At 46.5% G+C, this 15,791-nt stretch carries 13 protein-coding genes and 1 pseudogene; 4 read left to right on the forward strand and 10 right to left on the reverse strand.

Features of this window, described 5'->3' with window-relative positions; all coding sequences use genetic code 11:
* The first annotated feature begins 38 nt into the window (after positions 1-38).
* From NKT06_RS24315 to ilvD, 3 genes and pseudogenes are all read left to right on the forward strand, one after another.
* The gene (locus NKT06_RS24315) at positions 39-1,079 is read left to right on the forward strand and encodes an acyltransferase family protein (protein ID WP_253440148.1); all 1,041 of its coding nucleotides are present in this window, start codon (positions 39-41) and stop codon (positions 1,077-1,079) included.
* Between the two features lie 123 nt (positions 1,080-1,202).
* Positions 1,203-1,445, forward strand: a pseudogene (locus tag NKT06_RS24320) (KGG domain-containing protein); the annotation flags it as partial.
* A 316-nt stretch (positions 1,446-1,761) separates the two neighbouring features.
* Complete coding sequence (gene ilvD / locus NKT06_RS24325; RefSeq protein ID WP_074096200.1) at positions 1,762-3,447, forward strand: dihydroxy-acid dehydratase; 1,686 nt, start codon at positions 1,762-1,764, stop codon at positions 3,445-3,447.
* Positions 3,448-3,564: 117 nt separating this feature from the next.
* Here ilvD and NKT06_RS24330 read toward each other — a convergent pair whose 3' ends face one another.
* Entirely contained in the window at positions 3,565-4,968 is a 1,404-nt protein-coding gene (locus NKT06_RS24330; protein WP_253440149.1) for a polysaccharide deacetylase family protein, read from the reverse strand.
* A gap of 175 nt (positions 4,969-5,143) precedes the next feature.
* Between NKT06_RS24330 and NKT06_RS24335 the strand changes: the two genes are divergently transcribed.
* On the forward strand, positions 5,144-6,340 hold the full coding sequence (locus NKT06_RS24335) for an AI-2E family transporter (protein WP_253440151.1): 1,197 nt from the start codon (positions 5,144-5,146) through the stop codon (positions 6,338-6,340).
* On the opposite strand, the gene NKT06_RS24340 is transcribed toward NKT06_RS24335, so the two are convergent.
* The 9 genes from NKT06_RS24340 to NKT06_RS24380 form a co-directional block, all read right to left on the reverse strand.
* Positions 6,319-8,016, reverse strand: a complete 1,698-nt coding sequence (locus NKT06_RS24340) for a peptidoglycan D,D-transpeptidase FtsI family protein (protein WP_253440153.1) — start codon at positions 8,014-8,016, stop codon at positions 6,319-6,321. The two genes, NKT06_RS24335 and NKT06_RS24340, sit on opposite strands and share 22 nt — an antisense overlap.
* A 236-nt stretch (positions 8,017-8,252) precedes the next feature.
* A complete protein-coding gene (locus NKT06_RS24345) occupies positions 8,253-10,541 on the reverse strand; it encodes a methyl-accepting chemotaxis protein (protein WP_483311595.1) in 2,289 nt (762 codons plus the stop codon).
* A 235-nt stretch (positions 10,542-10,776) separates the two neighbouring features.
* A complete protein-coding gene (locus NKT06_RS24350; RefSeq protein ID WP_253440157.1) occupies positions 10,777-12,105 on the reverse strand; it encodes a peptidase U32 family protein in 1,329 nt (442 codons plus the stop codon).
* 17 nt (positions 12,106-12,122) lie between these two features.
* A complete protein-coding gene (locus tag NKT06_RS24355; protein WP_253440159.1) occupies positions 12,123-13,052 on the reverse strand; it encodes a peptidase U32 family protein in 930 nt (309 codons plus the stop codon).
* Positions 13,053-13,066: 14 nt separating this feature from the next.
* Positions 13,067-14,107, reverse strand: coding sequence for an endolytic transglycosylase MltG (mltG, locus tag NKT06_RS24360; protein WP_253440162.1), 1,041 nt, complete (start codon positions 14,105-14,107; stop codon positions 13,067-13,069).
* 75 nt (positions 14,108-14,182) lie between these two features.
* Entirely contained in the window at positions 14,183-14,497 is a 315-nt protein-coding gene (locus tag NKT06_RS24365) for a DUF1292 domain-containing protein (RefSeq protein ID WP_253440164.1), read from the reverse strand.
* Complete coding sequence (locus NKT06_RS24370) at positions 14,498-14,797, reverse strand: DUF1292 domain-containing protein (protein ID WP_017686820.1); 300 nt, start codon at positions 14,795-14,797, stop codon at positions 14,498-14,500.
* A 12-nt stretch (positions 14,798-14,809) separates the two neighbouring features.
* Positions 14,810-15,226, reverse strand: coding sequence for a Holliday junction resolvase RuvX (ruvX, locus tag NKT06_RS24375; RefSeq protein WP_036616953.1), 417 nt, complete (start codon positions 15,224-15,226; stop codon positions 14,810-14,812).
* A gap of 125 nt (positions 15,227-15,351) precedes the next feature.
* The gene (locus NKT06_RS24380; protein ID WP_036616950.1) at positions 15,352-15,612 is read right to left on the reverse strand and encodes an IreB family regulatory phosphoprotein; all 261 of its coding nucleotides are present in this window, start codon (positions 15,610-15,612) and stop codon (positions 15,352-15,354) included.
* Between the last annotated feature and the right edge of the window lie 179 nt (positions 15,613-15,791).

Here is a 15,791-nt window from a genome sequence, read left to right on the forward strand (position 1 = left end):
AATGACCTTGCAACTAGGGTCTATAAGGGGGCTACATCATGAAAAATCAGACGCTGATCCAGGATGATCAGGAATCTTTCTTTTATAATCTGCGCTTTATGCTTATCGTCTGCGTCCTTGCCGGTAATGCACTGGAACCACTCATCACACGCTTTGCAGGAGCAGAAGCTCTGTTCCTGTGGATATATACGTTTCACATGCCACTATTTGTATGGGTAACCGGGTATTTTGCGACACACTCACTTCAAGGTGCCTCGGGGCGAAACGTCCTGAAACAGATTGCCTTGCAATATGTCCTGTTTCAGTCCTTATACGCATTAATGGACTTTACCGTGTTCCACACACCCCATATGCGGCTATCCTTTTTTGCACCATACTTGCTGTTATGGTTTCTCGCGAGTCATTTCTGTTGGCGACTGTTGCTTCGTCTCACGATTTCATGGAAACCGATATATCGGCTGATTGGATCGATTGCGCTCGGTGTACTTGCCGGGTATTTGCCCATCGACGGATTCTGGCTCAGCTTCAGCCGTACGTTTGTGTTCCTGCCGTTCTTTGTCATCGGTTATGACTATGGGGCATCCATCCGTTCTCGTTTATTATCCGGTTGGGGGCGAAGAACCGCAGCAATTCTCTCCGCTGCACTGCTGGTGTGGATTGGGTATGGCGGTTTGAATATTACATCGGGATGGTTACTCGGCAGCATGACATACGCCGAATTGGGCCACCACGAATGGTATGCCGGCATCTTCCGACTTGGCGTCTACTTGCTGGAAATCGCATCGGCAGCACTGTTCCTGGCCTGGGTACCATCCTTGACTTCCAGACTGACGGACCTTGGACGACGCACACTCTATGTATTCCTGCTGCATGGGTTTCTCGTTCGTCTCGCGATCTGGTCTGGAGTCTACACTTATATGGGAAGCTCGGCGTATATTCCAGTCGTACTTGTCATCGCTGTACTCTTCGCAGTCACACTGGCTCTGCCGGCTGTACGTCACACGTTCAAACCCTTGATTGAACCGGATATATCCCGCTTTTCTTTCAATCGGCATGAGGTGTTTAAACGGTCGGCCTAACACTCTGACGGATCTCTTCGCCATCGATTCTATCCTGGTTTGTTGTTTCAGGCTGGAAATGATGTGGTAAATTAGGGATACGCGCTACAAAAAACAACTTATTGTTGTAAGGAGTGATTTGTAATGGCACGTCAACCGACGTCAGAACGCAAGATGAGCCGTGAGGAAGCCGGTAGATTAGGTGGTAGAGCCACGTCCAAGAACCATGATCGAAGCTTCTACCAGATGATTGGAAAAAAAGGTGGAGAAGCGACTTCAGATGCCCATGACACTGACTTTTACAAGCAGATTGGTCGCAAGGGCGGCGAAGCAACCTCGGAAACCCATAATAAGGAATTCTATCGTGAGATTGGACGCAAAGGCGGAAGCAACTAATGAATTCCGCTCGCCACATCGAAACATGATCATAGCTTTCCCGCAAATCAAGAAGTCTAATTCCATGAAAATGGTTTGAGGCTTCTTTCTATTGATTGTAGAAATATGACGACGGTTGTGATAGACTCAATAGAAAAACCGGGTGTTCACGGGTTTAAAGCAGCAAAGAATTTCACAAACTACGGGGAGCTCGACACCGGCAAACCGATCTTTTTTTAGAGTACGGATGAAATTAAACGACAGATGCACTGCCATTTACTTTTCCATTCATGTTGCTCAATATTATATATTTGGGGGGAAACACACCATGTCAGCCAAGAAGATGCGTTCCGATATGATCAAAAAAGGTTTTGACCGTGCACCGCACCGGAGTTTGCTCCGCGCAGCGGGCGTTAAAGAAGAGGATTTCGGCAAGCCATTTATTGCCGTATGTAACTCTTATATCGATATCGTACCCGGCCACGTTCACCTGCAGGAATTCGGTAAAATTGTAAAGGATGCTATTCGTGAAGCCGGTGGCGTTCCATTCGAATTCAACACCATCGGTGTAGATGACGGAATTGCCATGGGACACATTGGTATGCGTTACTCGCTGCCAAGCCGTGACATTATTGCGGATTCCGTGGAAACCGTTGTATCTGCTCACTGGTTCGACGGCATGGTATGTATCCCAAACTGCGATAAAATTACACCTGGCATGATGATGGGTGCACTCCGCTGTAATATCCCTACCGTGTTTGTCAGCGGTGGACCAATGAAAGCCGGTCGTGACAGCAATGGTAAAGCTCTTTCCCTGACTTCCGTATTTGAAGGCGTGGGCGCTTACCAAGCAGGTAAAATCGATGATAAGAGCTTGCTTGAACTTGAACAGTTCGGTTGTCCAACTTGTGGATCATGCTCCGGTATGTTCACAGCAAACTCCATGAACTGTCTGGCTGAAGCGATGGGACTGGCTATGCCAGGCAACGGAACCATCCTGGCTGTTGCTCCTGAGCGTCGTGAGTTTGTTAAACAATCTGCTAAACAACTGATGGAACTTATCAAAATGGATCTGAAACCACGTGATATCGTTACTGTAGAAGCGATCGATAACGCGTTTGCACTGGATATGGCGATGGGCGGCTCTACAAATACAGTACTGCATACGCTGGCACTGGCTCATGAAGCGGGCATTGAATACCCAATTGAACGTATCAATGAAGTAGCTAACCGCGTTCCGCATCTTGCTAAACTTGCACCTGCTTCCGATCTTCACATCGAAGACGTACACAATGCAGGCGGCGTAAGCGCAGTGCTGAACGAATTGCTCAAGAAACCAGGCGCGATTCATGGAGACTGTATTACGGTTACTGGTAAAACAATCCGTGAGAACGTTGAAGGAAAAGAAATCCAGGATACAAATGTCATTCACCATCTGGATAACCCGCATTCTGAAAAAGGCGGCCTGGCTGTATTGTTTGGTAACCTTGCACCACAAGGAGCTATCATTAAAGTTGGTGCGGTTGATGCATCAGTTGGCGGATACCACAAAGGTCCTGCCATCTGCTTTGACTCCCAAGAGCAAGCGCTCGAAGGTATTGCTAACGGCAAAGTAAAAGAAGGACATGTTGTTGTTATCCGTTATGAAGGACCAAAAGGCGGACCAGGTATGCCTGAGATGTTAGCCCCTACTTCCCAAATCGTTGGTATGGGGTTGGGTGCCAAAGTTGGTCTGATCACCGATGGACGCTTCTCTGGCGCATCCCGCGGAATCAGTATCGGACATATCTCACCAGAAGCAGCTGAAGGTGGTCCAATCGCCTTTGTTGAAGAAGGAGACATCATCGAGCTGGATCTGAACAACCGTATCATCGAATTGCACATCAGTGACGAAGAGTTTGAACGTCGTCGCGCAGGTTGGAAAGGCTTTGAACCGAAAGTAAAAACCGGTTACCTAGCTCGTTATTCCAAACTGGTTACCAATGCAAGCAACGGTGGCGTACTGAGTATCTAATTTACGCTATCCATTACTGGAGCTATTGGAAACAATCTAATAAATAAAGGGTTGCTCTTCTGCCAAATCTGGCGAAGGGCAACCCTTTTCTTTTGCTGGATGGTATAATTAGTCCGTTTAGTTCCGCTCTGGCAATATCTCTTGATCAATTAACAACGATTCATCTCTGGATTCTTCCATCGTTGCTGCCACTTGCGTCGTATGTTGACCGTAACGCTCCAACAGTATATCCAGCGGCATGGCAATCATCTTGGGTACCAATTGTTCTGTACGCTGTTTCAGACGTTTGGTTCCTGCCGGATGGATCACACTTAAGAGCAGTTTCAGGTATACTTTGGATGCAGCGCTGAACGGTCCAGGGGGCAATTCTTGTATGGTAAATCCGAATTTTTCCGGACCTCTGTTAATCATACTAACACCGTATATGGCTTTGGCAGAGCGTAACTCAGGTTCGAGTGCTACCATGCGTGCCAAATCCGGCAATTGCTGTTCCATCGTCCGAATCATGCGAATAGCCAGATGCATGCTGGAACGCGAAGTCACCCCAAGTTCGAACAACTTCTGATTGTCAAAATGCAGTTCAATGACCGGATCTCCGTTTTGAATGACATGGCCATCACTCATCTCCATTCGTGCTCCGTGATATACACGAGATCGAAAGTGTAACATTGGATCTTCTGGCGAAGCCGTCCGCAGATGATATACCCAGTGGAACAACTTCTCCCAGCCCAGCCATAAGGCAACAACGATTCGCTTCCATAACTTCAACGTTGTCTGTGGTTGATTCTTGTTCTGAGATTCGCTCACTGTAACACCTCCCATCAACGTATCAACGCGTACGCTTTGCAGACCCAAACGTTCAGCTTCCTGTAATACGACTTCCAGCGCCTGAAGCATCTGCTCCGGCGCGTGTGCATCAGCACCAAGGGTCGTTCCTCGATCATGCAGCAGCATAACCTCTCCGCCTCTTAGCTCCTTCAGCATCCGTTCGGTCAATCTCTGGGCACCTACTCGGCTTCTCCAGTCTTCAAACATGGAAGACCACAATACAATTTTTCGTTCTTTCTTGCTGAAAAAATCAAACAGATTCATAATCCCCCATGGTGGACGATAATAACAAGTCTTCACGCCGGTTACTTCATGGATAATCTGACCTGTTCGCTGAATCTGGTCACGAACCGTACGCGGCCGCATGAGCCAATTCGTTTTGTGAATATAATTATGAATGCCAATAAGATGGCCTTCGTCATGTATGCGCTGAATGAGTTCAGGATGACTCGCGGCATGTTCTCCAACGACAAAAAATGTTGCTTTTGCTTGATGCTGACGAAGCAGATCGAGCAATCTCGGCGTATAATGTGGATCTGGCCCATCATCAAACGTTAATGCAAATTGTGTATCACTTCTCCCCCGTCGGAATACACGAAAACCGAAAAGCCTGCTGATCAAACTTGGAATAAAGGCGTAAAAAGATGAAAGATACAATAACCACAGTAGAATACTCTGAAGTATCGTTGTCATGTTGCATGCTCCCCACTTCTCCTGCTGAATTACGGTGCGCTCTGGCACTATCTAAAATAAACCGCCTTTAATTTTATCATAGTTCAGACTTTTCTTGAATCCTGTTTTCCCAAAAAGATAGCTATCGTGTACAATAAATACATTATACTGATCTGCCTGCAAAGGAGCCATGTCCATGCTACCGCTTTACAAAAAATACGGGCGAACTGTCTTTGATATCGCTTTGCTCGTATTAACCGTGTACGTCATCATGTACAGTTTTAGCCAATTATATCAAATCGCTGCACCGGTTTTTCTCTCATTTATTGTGTACTGGATGATTGAGCCATTAGCCAAATTTCTACATCGCAAAGGGCTGCCCAAAACGCTTGGAGCTACCATATCCGTCCTGTTATTTCTCGCGATAATTATCGCAGCCTTTTTTGGTGTGGGCTTGATTATTATCTCACAGATATCCAATCTTCAAGATAATTTTCCTGTATACATTGAGATGATACAGCGTGAGTTTACCAATCTGGTGTTATTCATTCAGGACAAGTCAGACGCTCTCCCAGATGGGATTATGGGTAAAGCGAATGATTATTTTGCAACACTGACCGGCTTCCTATCCAAATGGGTAACGAGCGGAGCGCAATTCATTGTAGGTTTCCTCAGTTCATTCTCTTCGTTTATTACGAACTTCGGAATTGCGATTATTCTGGCCTTCTTTCTCAGTATCGAGATTGAATCCTGGCGCAAGTTCGCCCGTGCGAAGACACCCAAAACCTTGAAGTTAGCTATTGAATTCATGCGTAATCACGTGTTCAAGACGATCCGTTCGTATCTGAAGGCGCAGATGATCATGATGCTCATTACGTTCGTATTGATTTATGCAGGTTTGTTAATTTTGGGAACCTCTAACGCCTTTACCATTGCAGCGGTCTGTGCGGTTTTTGATCTGGTACCATTGCTTGGCGTTCCTGTTGTATTCATTCCATGGATCGTCTACCTGTTCATTATAGGTAATAGTAGCCTGGCCATCGGCCTGATTGTGATTCTTGCAGTGACGATGCTGACACGACAATTGTTGGAACCGAAGATATCGGGTAACTCGATTGGTGTATCTTCGGCGTACTTAATGCTTTCGTTCATGCTGATCTCCCTTTCGATCTTCGGCCTGGCTGGTGTAGTGTTATCTCCAGTGCTTCTGATCCTTCTGAAAGAACTGTTACAACAAGGGTACCTGCAAAAGTGGATTCACCTGCCAAAAGATGAATTTGAATCTTCTCCATTGGTTATGGACTCACCCGTTAGCACGGCCTCAGCGAGTTCTGCCGAGTCCGCGATGCATACGCCTGTTCCTGTGAAGGATCACGAGGACCCAGCCAAATAGTCCATGACCTTCCTGAAGAGAGCTGTCGCCTGATGTTGGCTACCTGGAGAGACATTTTGAACAAGAACAGCTACAGCGTACTTGGGTTGTTCTATCGGTCCATAACCGATGAACCATTGATGATTACGCTTCTCCCCATGTTTCTGTACCTGAGCTGTACCTGATTTCCCTGCAACATGCCACCGCGCACGCTGCAGGGATTTTCCTGTTCCCTCACGGACTACCTTATTCATCCAGGATAACAGTTTATGCGCAGTTGCAGGAGCAATCTGTCCTGCGGCTGAAGGAGAATCATGCAAGGGCATCTCCAACATGATGCCACCATCCGCATATCGGATCCGTTCAACGAGGCGTGGGGCACTAACCTTTCCATCATGTAACAGTGTCACGATCAGATTGGCGGCTTGCAGCGGTGTGACCAAGACGTCTCGCTGACCGATGGCTGTCTGTATTTTCGCACCTTCATCACCAGAAGACACAGCCTCTGTTCGCACACGTCCGTAATCTTCATGATCAAAGTGTCGTAAGACGGGCATCCCAGCCATCTGTTTCCCCTCCCAACCAACAGGACGCGCCAGTCCCAGACGATCTGCCGTATTCTCCAGTTGCTCCATACTAAGCCTGCGCGCCGTTTCCGCGAATACGATGTTGCAAGACTCGGCGAATCCTTGTTCCAGATTCAGGTTTCCATGCCCATGCTCTTTCCAGCAGGACAAACCATACTTTCCATACTCACCACCACAATGAAATTCTTCTCCATTCGAAACCGCATGGTATTCCAATGCAGCGGCCGCAGTGACAATTTTGAAAATGGAACCCGGTACGGCTCCCTGTACTGCACGATTCCCCCAGGATGACTCTCTAGGGTCTACATGTTGTGGCTGATAGAAAGGGCGGGAGATCATGGCGCGAACATCTGCGTTAGCGGCATCTAACACAACCACGGCCCCTTCTTGTAATCCAGATTCTTCTGTCAACTGCTCCAACCCACGCTGCAACCCGGCATCTATAGTGGTTTCTACTCGTAAAGGATAATGGCTATTGCCCGGTGCAATGACGTGCGGCTGAATATTCGGGATAATCTCACCACCACCCGAGACCATACGTGATACAAGCGTAGGACCTATTCCCCTTAACAAGGGTTCAAGTGTCCTCTCCAGTCCAGCTGCCCCTGATTTCATGGCAAATGGCTGTTTTACTTCATCCTGATGTCCAGTTAGAACTTTGGAGGACTCAGGCTGTTCAGCCAGATAACCCATCCACTGCATTCCCGTATGCCCCTGAAGATACCGTGTCATCATTGGATAGATACCAGCTCCTTGCAGGTGCAAATTACGCAGCCGCTCCACCTGAGCAGCGCTCAAATGAACAGGCTGAGTTGCACCTGCTGTCCAGAAATGAGGTACATTTTCCTGATTCCATTCCTTCTTCAATTGATCCAGATCGGTATGTAATATAGCTGCCAACTTTGTCATCTCTGAGCCTTCTAATGCTCCTTGCTTGCGTAGTTTCACTAAAGGCACTTCCTGTGGAAAAAGAACCAAGCCCCATTGCAGCTTACCGGTCAACGCCTCACCCTTGTAATCTGTAAATTGCCCCCGGCCCGTATCAAGCATCACCCCGCGTTCACGCTGCAATACGGACATTTCACGTACCGTTCGTTGAAATCCAGGCATGGTCTGATTCACCTGAACGATCTGGACCCATCCCAATCGCAATATAAGCAATCCAAAGACAAGAGTTAGAAGAATACAAGTTATATAGATTCGCCGTTTCGCAAGGAGATGCATCCAAATCTCACCTTTTGTCGTTTTGACATATTATTGCTGATAAGGCTTGGAATTATCCGGTAAACCAAAAGAAAACCTGTCCCATGTACGGGGCAGGTTCTCCTCATTTCAATGTTGGCTTGTTACACCGTGAAGCGTGACAAGGTTTCTTTCAGTTCAGTGGATACATTCTCCAGCTTGCCAGACAGATTTACCAGCTGGTTACTGATATTTTGCTGTTCACTGCTCAAGGAAGCTACTTCTTGAGACGTTGCAGAAGATTCTTCAGCTACAGCGCTGACATTGCTCATGGCTTCAGACAACGTACCTTGAGATTTGTTCAAATCTCCAATAGAACCTGTCACCATGCCCAAACGTTCCACAAATGCCCCCATCTGTTCCTGTACGGAAGCGAAGATGACGTTGGTATCTTTAACCGCATCCATCTGTTCCTTGAATAACGGATAGGCTGCAGACAAAGCATCCACGGTCTCATTCATTTCGGTCATGATTTTGTCAGTGATCTCTCCAACCATCTCAATGGATTGTCTGGATTGAGCCGCAAGCTGACGAACCTCATCAGCCACCACCATGAATCCGCGTCCGGCTGCACCGGCACGTGCTGCTTCAATGGTCGCATTCAGGGAAAGGATATTCGTCTGTTTCGTTATGTTTTGCAGCACTTCAAGCACTTTCAGAACAGAAGACGTACTCTCTTTCAGCGAATCAACTTTATTCACCAGTGCACCAATCATTTCTTCTGTTTTCTGGGTTTTGGTCATCAACTGATTCAGATGTTGTGTTCCTGTCTGACTGGACTTCTCTACATGACGAGCAGAATCACCCATCTGTTCATTAGCAGCAATTACACTCTGCATCTGACGAGAGATATTGTCAGTTAATTCGTTACCACGTTCCGCTTCGGTTGCCAAACTGCCTGCACCGCCTGCGATCTCTTCTGTAGCTACGGCGATCTCCGAGGCAGATACAGCCGTTTTCTTGGATGCACTGCTCAGCTCAGAGGCCGTATCCAATACTTCCTGCGCAGAACGATTCGTTTGTTCAACCAGCTTCGTGATCTGCTCCATCATCAGATTGAAGGCGGTTGAGAGCTGACCGATTTCATCTTGGGATCTGTATGGTGTACGAACTTTAAGATTACCTTTAGAACCTTCCTGCATCAGGTCTTTCAATTTGCCGAGTGGACGAGCGATCATACGCACCATCCAAACCCCGATCAATACTGCAATCCCCGCATCAATCAGCGCCATCCACAGGGTCAGGGTCAGAATGCCTTTTGCATCCTGAACCAAAACAGAGGTAGGTATCATACCAACCAGTTTCCAATTGGATGTATCCATCGTACTGTATACAGCCAACATTTCCGTAGATTTGCCATCTACCGTATACTCCGTATTCGTGCTACCTGCTGGTTCGGTCAACTCTTTGACAAATGCAAGCTCTGTATCTTGTCCCGTACGATCCGAGATGGAGGATGCAACCACTTTATTATCGGGAGCAATCAGTTGAAGAACAGCTCCTGAACCCAGATCAAGCGATTTCAATTGTTCCTCCAGAACTTCCAGTTTCAGTTCAATAACCAGAACATACGACTGGGTCGTTCCCTGCAGGTTTTTCATTGAACGTGCGATTTTAAACGTTGGCGTTGAGCCATCTTCCTTGACCTCTGTTGGAAGCCAGCGATAACCGCCCGCCTCAATCAACTCACTATACCATGCTTCCTGGCGAATATTGCCCATGGATGAACTGTTGCTACCTGTACCCATAATGGACTTTGTATCGTCCGTAGGTACCAAATAAATCGCTTCCATAGATTTATTTGTAAATGCAACATTGGACAGTTGCTTGTTGATTGAACTTGAGTTTATGAATGTATCATACGCAGTCAAATTCTTATCTGACATTTTTTGTAGCAAGGACTGCATCTCTGGATCAAAGAAAATCTGTGTGGATGTATCCACAAATCTCTCCAAAATGATGTCCATTTTTTGTTTGGTCTGATCAATGGTCTCCTGATTGGCACGCGAAGCATTTTTCTCTATCGTACCCTTGGCTTTTGAATAGGATAATAGACCTAAACTCACTACAAAAATCATGATCCCCGCAAAAAAGATCAAGAACAGTTTAACCCCTACGGATTTAACAGGATTTGCCTTCCTAATTTGTTTGAAAGAAGACCCTCCAAGGTTTTTCCAATCCCGGTTTTTTAATTGTTTTTTTACCCAATCGGTCTTGATCCAGCCCAGCTTTAATTTACTACGGTCAAACTTAAGTAATTTTTTCCCATTCCCTGTAATTTTACTTTTACCTTCTTTTTCTTTCTTTACTTTCTGAACCTGCTCAGGGTTAACCTGATCGGATTTTGTCACTTGCTCCCCACTGTCTTTCTGCTTCTTTTGAACCATTCCCATTCACCTGCCAGTTATTTACTTGTTGGATTTTTCTTTCTCTCCCCTATAAATATGTAGTATTCGACAGTTTTCTTCGTTCCCCTTTCATATCCCAGAAATATTTTACAACTTTATTCCTATTTTTCTATAAAAAAAAGACCCCCATATGCCGATAAACGGAGGCCCTACATGTTGATTTCATAACACTATTTTGTTAAATCATAATACAATATTGACACATTGTAGGTATTTGAGCCTACTTCTTTTTTCTCATCATATCGAAATAGGAAACCGGCTGATCCACTTTCATTTTAACCAGTTGCAAAGGGTGACGAGCAGCATCTAGAATATTGCCTTCTTCATCCTGTATTTCGCCGACCACCTGTTTGAAAAAGTGACCACCCGGACCAAAAAATTCGATTTCCTGTCCTGGTTTGAAGTGATTGCGCTGTTGAATGGTTGCCATGCCTGTTTCAGCATCATACCCCATGACCAATCCAGCGAAGTCAAAAGGCACAGCCTTTTCTTCCGGTTCATAGATATGATCTTCATGGTCTGGTGTATCATAGAAAAATCCGGTATTCAGCGGGCGATTCGCCGCTTTGTTCATTTCTTCAACCCATTCAGGTTTCAGAACATAATTCTCCGGATCTGCCATATAGGCATCGATGGCTTGACGGTATACGTTAACCACGGTTGCCACGTAGTGAATCGATTTCATACGTCCCTCGATCTTGAAACTGTCCACACCCACATCAATCAACTCGGGAATATGGCCAATCATGCACAGATCCTTTGATCCCATCGAAAATGAATTATCCTGTTCCTGGAACAGAGGAAGCTGGTTCTCACCCAGTTTGAATGGCGCAGGTGCCTTCATCTGCATGTCCTCTTCGCTAACCCACACCGTATCTTCTCTCACATCTTCAAACAAATCATACTTCCAGCGGCAAGACTGGCAACAGCCGCCCCGGTTGGAGTCCCGATCCGTAAAATGGTTGGAGAGCACGCAACGTCCGGAATAGGAGGAACACATCGCCCCGTGAATAAAGGCTTCAATTTCAATGTCCACATTTGCCTTGATCTCTTCAATCTCTTCGAAGCTGGTCTCACGTCCGAGAACAACCCGTGGAAGTCCTTCATCTTTCCAGAACTTCACAGCTTGCCAGTTGAGTGTGGATTGTTGCGTACTCAGATGTACCTCAAGACCTGGCACAGCACGTAGGGCTACTTCAATAATAGCCGGATCAGCTACGATGATCGCAGAGATTCCCGCATTATAGAGGTTTTGCAGGTATGTTTCGATACCCTCAATATCCTCATTATGTGCATAGATGTTCGTCGCTACGAACACTTTGGCTCCATACTTCTTGGCAAACTCCACACCTTCACGCATCTCTTCGAAGCTGAAGTTATCCGCGTTGGAACGCAGTCCATAGGCCTGTCCACCGATATATACGGCATCTGCACCGTAATGGATTGCAAATTTCAGTTTTTCCAGATTACCCGCCGGAGCTAACAGCTCCGGTTTGTCCAGACGGTTACGTTTACCCGAGAACTTCCGCTGTACCGCCACTGTTTCCATTCTGTTCACCTCATCTATTAATACACTTGTTCTTTATAGAAAAATCCAAACGATAATTCACGTTCAGGGTCTTGTAACTCCCGCACCTCATTGAGCCACTCTTCAGAGAACGCATATGCATCAGCATCGGCAACATAACTGTCAATCGCTGTCCGATATGCACGTACAACAGCTTCATTGTAGGCTAGTGATTTTAGGATACCTTCAATTTTGAAACTGTGTACACCCGCCTCCATCAACAGATGAAGATCCTCGAGGATACAGATATCCTCCGAACTCATAATGTGCGTGCCATTCATGTCCTCATAGATCGGGAATTTCTCATCCCGGCGTTCAGCCTCGATCAGGAACAATCCACGTTCTTTCCCCAGATGTCCCTCGACTGGCCGTCCTTGATGAGCCATATAACTTTGCACCAGACTGCGTTTGGAATGATAAATATTCGTCATGCCATGCACCTGAACCTGCGCTTCCACCTTCAGAAAAGGAACCATCTCCGTCAACTCGTCCATATTCAACTCACGGGCAAGCACAACGCGGCTCGCTCCCTTCGTTCCCCAATAGTTGGCCGTTGCATAATTCGTTGAAGTCATCTCCGCATTCCAGTGCAGCTTCACGTGTGGAGCGTACTCCTTAATCGCAGCCAATACGGATGGATCATTAAATTCCACACCATCAATACCGATTCTACCAAGTGCTTGAACATACTCAGGCAATTCTTTCAACAGCTCGTTGGACATCAGATTAGTCATGGATACATACACACGCGCCTGATGTTTAGCTGCAATGGCAACCACCTCTGCTGTCTCCTCCACGCTGAAGCTACCTGGAAGACGCATGCCGAATCGATCATCTCCAATGATAAGAGCATCTGCTCCAGCCTGGAGCAGCACTTCTGCCTCTTTCACATTCGCTGCTGTAACGAGCAGTTCATGTTTCTTACTCATATAATCCCCTCCGCTTATTGCGCAGCCTTACTTTTGGCTATATTTTGCTGGTGTTCCTTATACGTTTTGGCAAATAGATGTCCAGACGAGCCGTCCTTTTTCGTCACATAGAACAGATACTCCGAAGCTTCCGGATTTAGCGCTGCTTCAATGGACGGAAGACTTGGACTGGCAATTGGACCTGGTGGCAAGCCTTTATTCAGATACGTATTATAAGGACTTTTCACCTTCAAATCCTTGTAGAACAATCGCTCCTTTGGCCTGTCGAGCAGATATTGCACGGTAGCATCGATCTCCAGCTTCATATCCTGATTGATCCGATTGTAGATTACACCTGCAACCAGAGCGCGTTCCTCGTCCACTACAACTTCTTTCTCCACCAGTGAAGCAATGGTCAGCAGTTCGTGCAGTGAAAGATTTTTCTCTTGGAGCTTGGCTTCCAAATCAGGAATGGAATTAATCTTGGTCTGGAATTCTTCCAGCATCCGTTGCATCACATCATGCGCGGAACTTCCCTTTTTCAGCTCGTAGGTCTCCGGGAACAGGTACCCTTCCAATACGTAGCGAAGTTCTTCATCCACTGGAATATCTTTGAGGATATCTACATCGAAGGCCGAAGGATCGTTGGCCAGCTTGATGAATTCATCCCGATCGACAACATGCTCATAAGAAAGTTTACCCGCCATTTGCAGAACAGTATAACCCTCCGGAATCGTAAATTTCACCATTTCCTCCGGTACTACTTCACCACTACTCAGCTTGCTAACAATCTCATCGTATGTCACGCCAGGATTCATAGAATATGTACCCGCCATGAAATTAGACCCTAGTTTTTTCCACTTTAAATACCCTTTAAAGGTTAACCCGCTTCGAATGAGGCCTTCTTCTTGAAGCTGATCCGCGATTTTCGAAGTTCCCGATCCGCTCTTAATCTCGAATACGACCGGTTCTGTAGAAGCTTCCACGGGACGCATCATACTCCATACGTAACCGCCTGCGCCTCCGGCAAGAACTACAATGATAAGCAGTATGACTACTATTACTTTCCCTTTCAAAAAAGAAACAACTCCTTTACACAACCAAAAAGAGCGGACTTCTCCGCCCTCCCGGTTTCTTCAATTTGAAGCTGATTAATCTTCGTCAATGGGGAGTGTACATTCATCATACAGTTCAGAGATGTTCTCCCACTCATCATCATCGTCGATCGTAACTAACTCTGGCATGATCTGGCCTTCACTTCCAGGTGATACCCGCAGAAGTTCAACCTCGTCATAAGGTCGCAACGAACTGCGGAGCACCGCGTACTGTTGACCGTTCACTTCGAACTCAGCCAACAAGTCATACGGTTGTGATTTACCGTTCTCTTCCTCGAGCTCAACATGAGCACCGAATGCCAGACGCAGTGAATCTGTCCATTTCAGGTCTTTGCGGCTATATTCCGTCATTTAGTTCGCTTCCTCTTCATCTTCAGCAAGAAATGTATTAAACGTCTCCTCGACGATATCCCATTCGGCATCATCTTGGATAACGAAAAGTTTGATATCGTCGCCCTCTTCTTCATAACGGAATGCATATACATCCGTTTCGCCATCTTCAGGTTCAACCGGAGCAACCATCATGTACTTGGCCTCCGAACCATCTACTTCAAACTTCATGATGACTTCGAATTCCTCTTCATTACCCTCGTCATCCGCAATGTAAATGATTTCCGCTTCTTCTTCCATACCCAGTTGATCTTCAGCCATTGTTGATCCCCCTCACCTTCTACTATTGGCATCCAAATAATTTTGCAAAATCAAGCTTGCGGCCATTTTGTCCACAACCTGTTTGCGTTTTTTCCGACTGACATCCGCTTCAATCAGCGTACGTTCTGCTGCCATGGTTGTCAGTCGTTCATCCCAAAGGTGAACAGGTAAATTCAGTTCATCCCGCAGGCGATCGGCAAAAGCAATGCATATCTCACCGCGCGGTCCTACGGTGCCGTTCATGTTTTTGGGAAGTCCGACTACGATCTCACTAATCTCATGCTCACGCACAAGTTCGGCAATCCGAGCGAACTCGCCTTCATCACGGCGGCGTTCAAGTACTTCCAATCCCTGGGCAGTCCAACCGAAGGCGTCACTCGCGGCAACTCCGATTCTTCGGTCCCCATAGTCCAAACCTAATATTTTCATCCATGCTCTCCCATCCTGGGGCCTGCTCAGGTCGATTCAACATCGCCTTATCAAGCTTCAGGCTGTCTTCTGTCGGTTCATTTCCCGCTGCCTGCATGGCTGCAACACAGCGGAAGCGGCGTACATTACCGGTGATTGGCCAGATAGGAACGTACAAGCTCTTCAATCAGCTCATCGCGCTCCTTCTTACGGACCAGACTACGTGCGTTGTTGTGACGAGGAATGTATGCCGGGTCTCCTGAAATCAGATACCCAACAATCTGGTTGATCGGATTATACTCCTTATCGACCAATGCATCATATACCGTGAGAAGAATCTCTTTGGATGATGCTTCCTGTTCGTCACCTTTCACATTAAATTTAACCGTCTTATCCATGGAGTCCATTGATGACACCTCGCTCCTGCATGAACATGGGGACCATGTCCTGCCGAATTGATTTCTGTTTATATAATAACATATTCTGACTGCCACAAGTAAACAAAGGATAAGGCAATTGTGTTTTTTGCTTGTCCTTTACTGGCTTCAGCATACTGCATCATTGGATTCCAGTCGCTTTCGGGTAC

The sequence above is a fragment of the Paenibacillus sp. 1781tsa1 genome (genome assembly GCF_024159265.1).
Taxonomy (GTDB): Bacteria; Bacillota; Bacilli; order Paenibacillales; family Paenibacillaceae; genus Paenibacillus.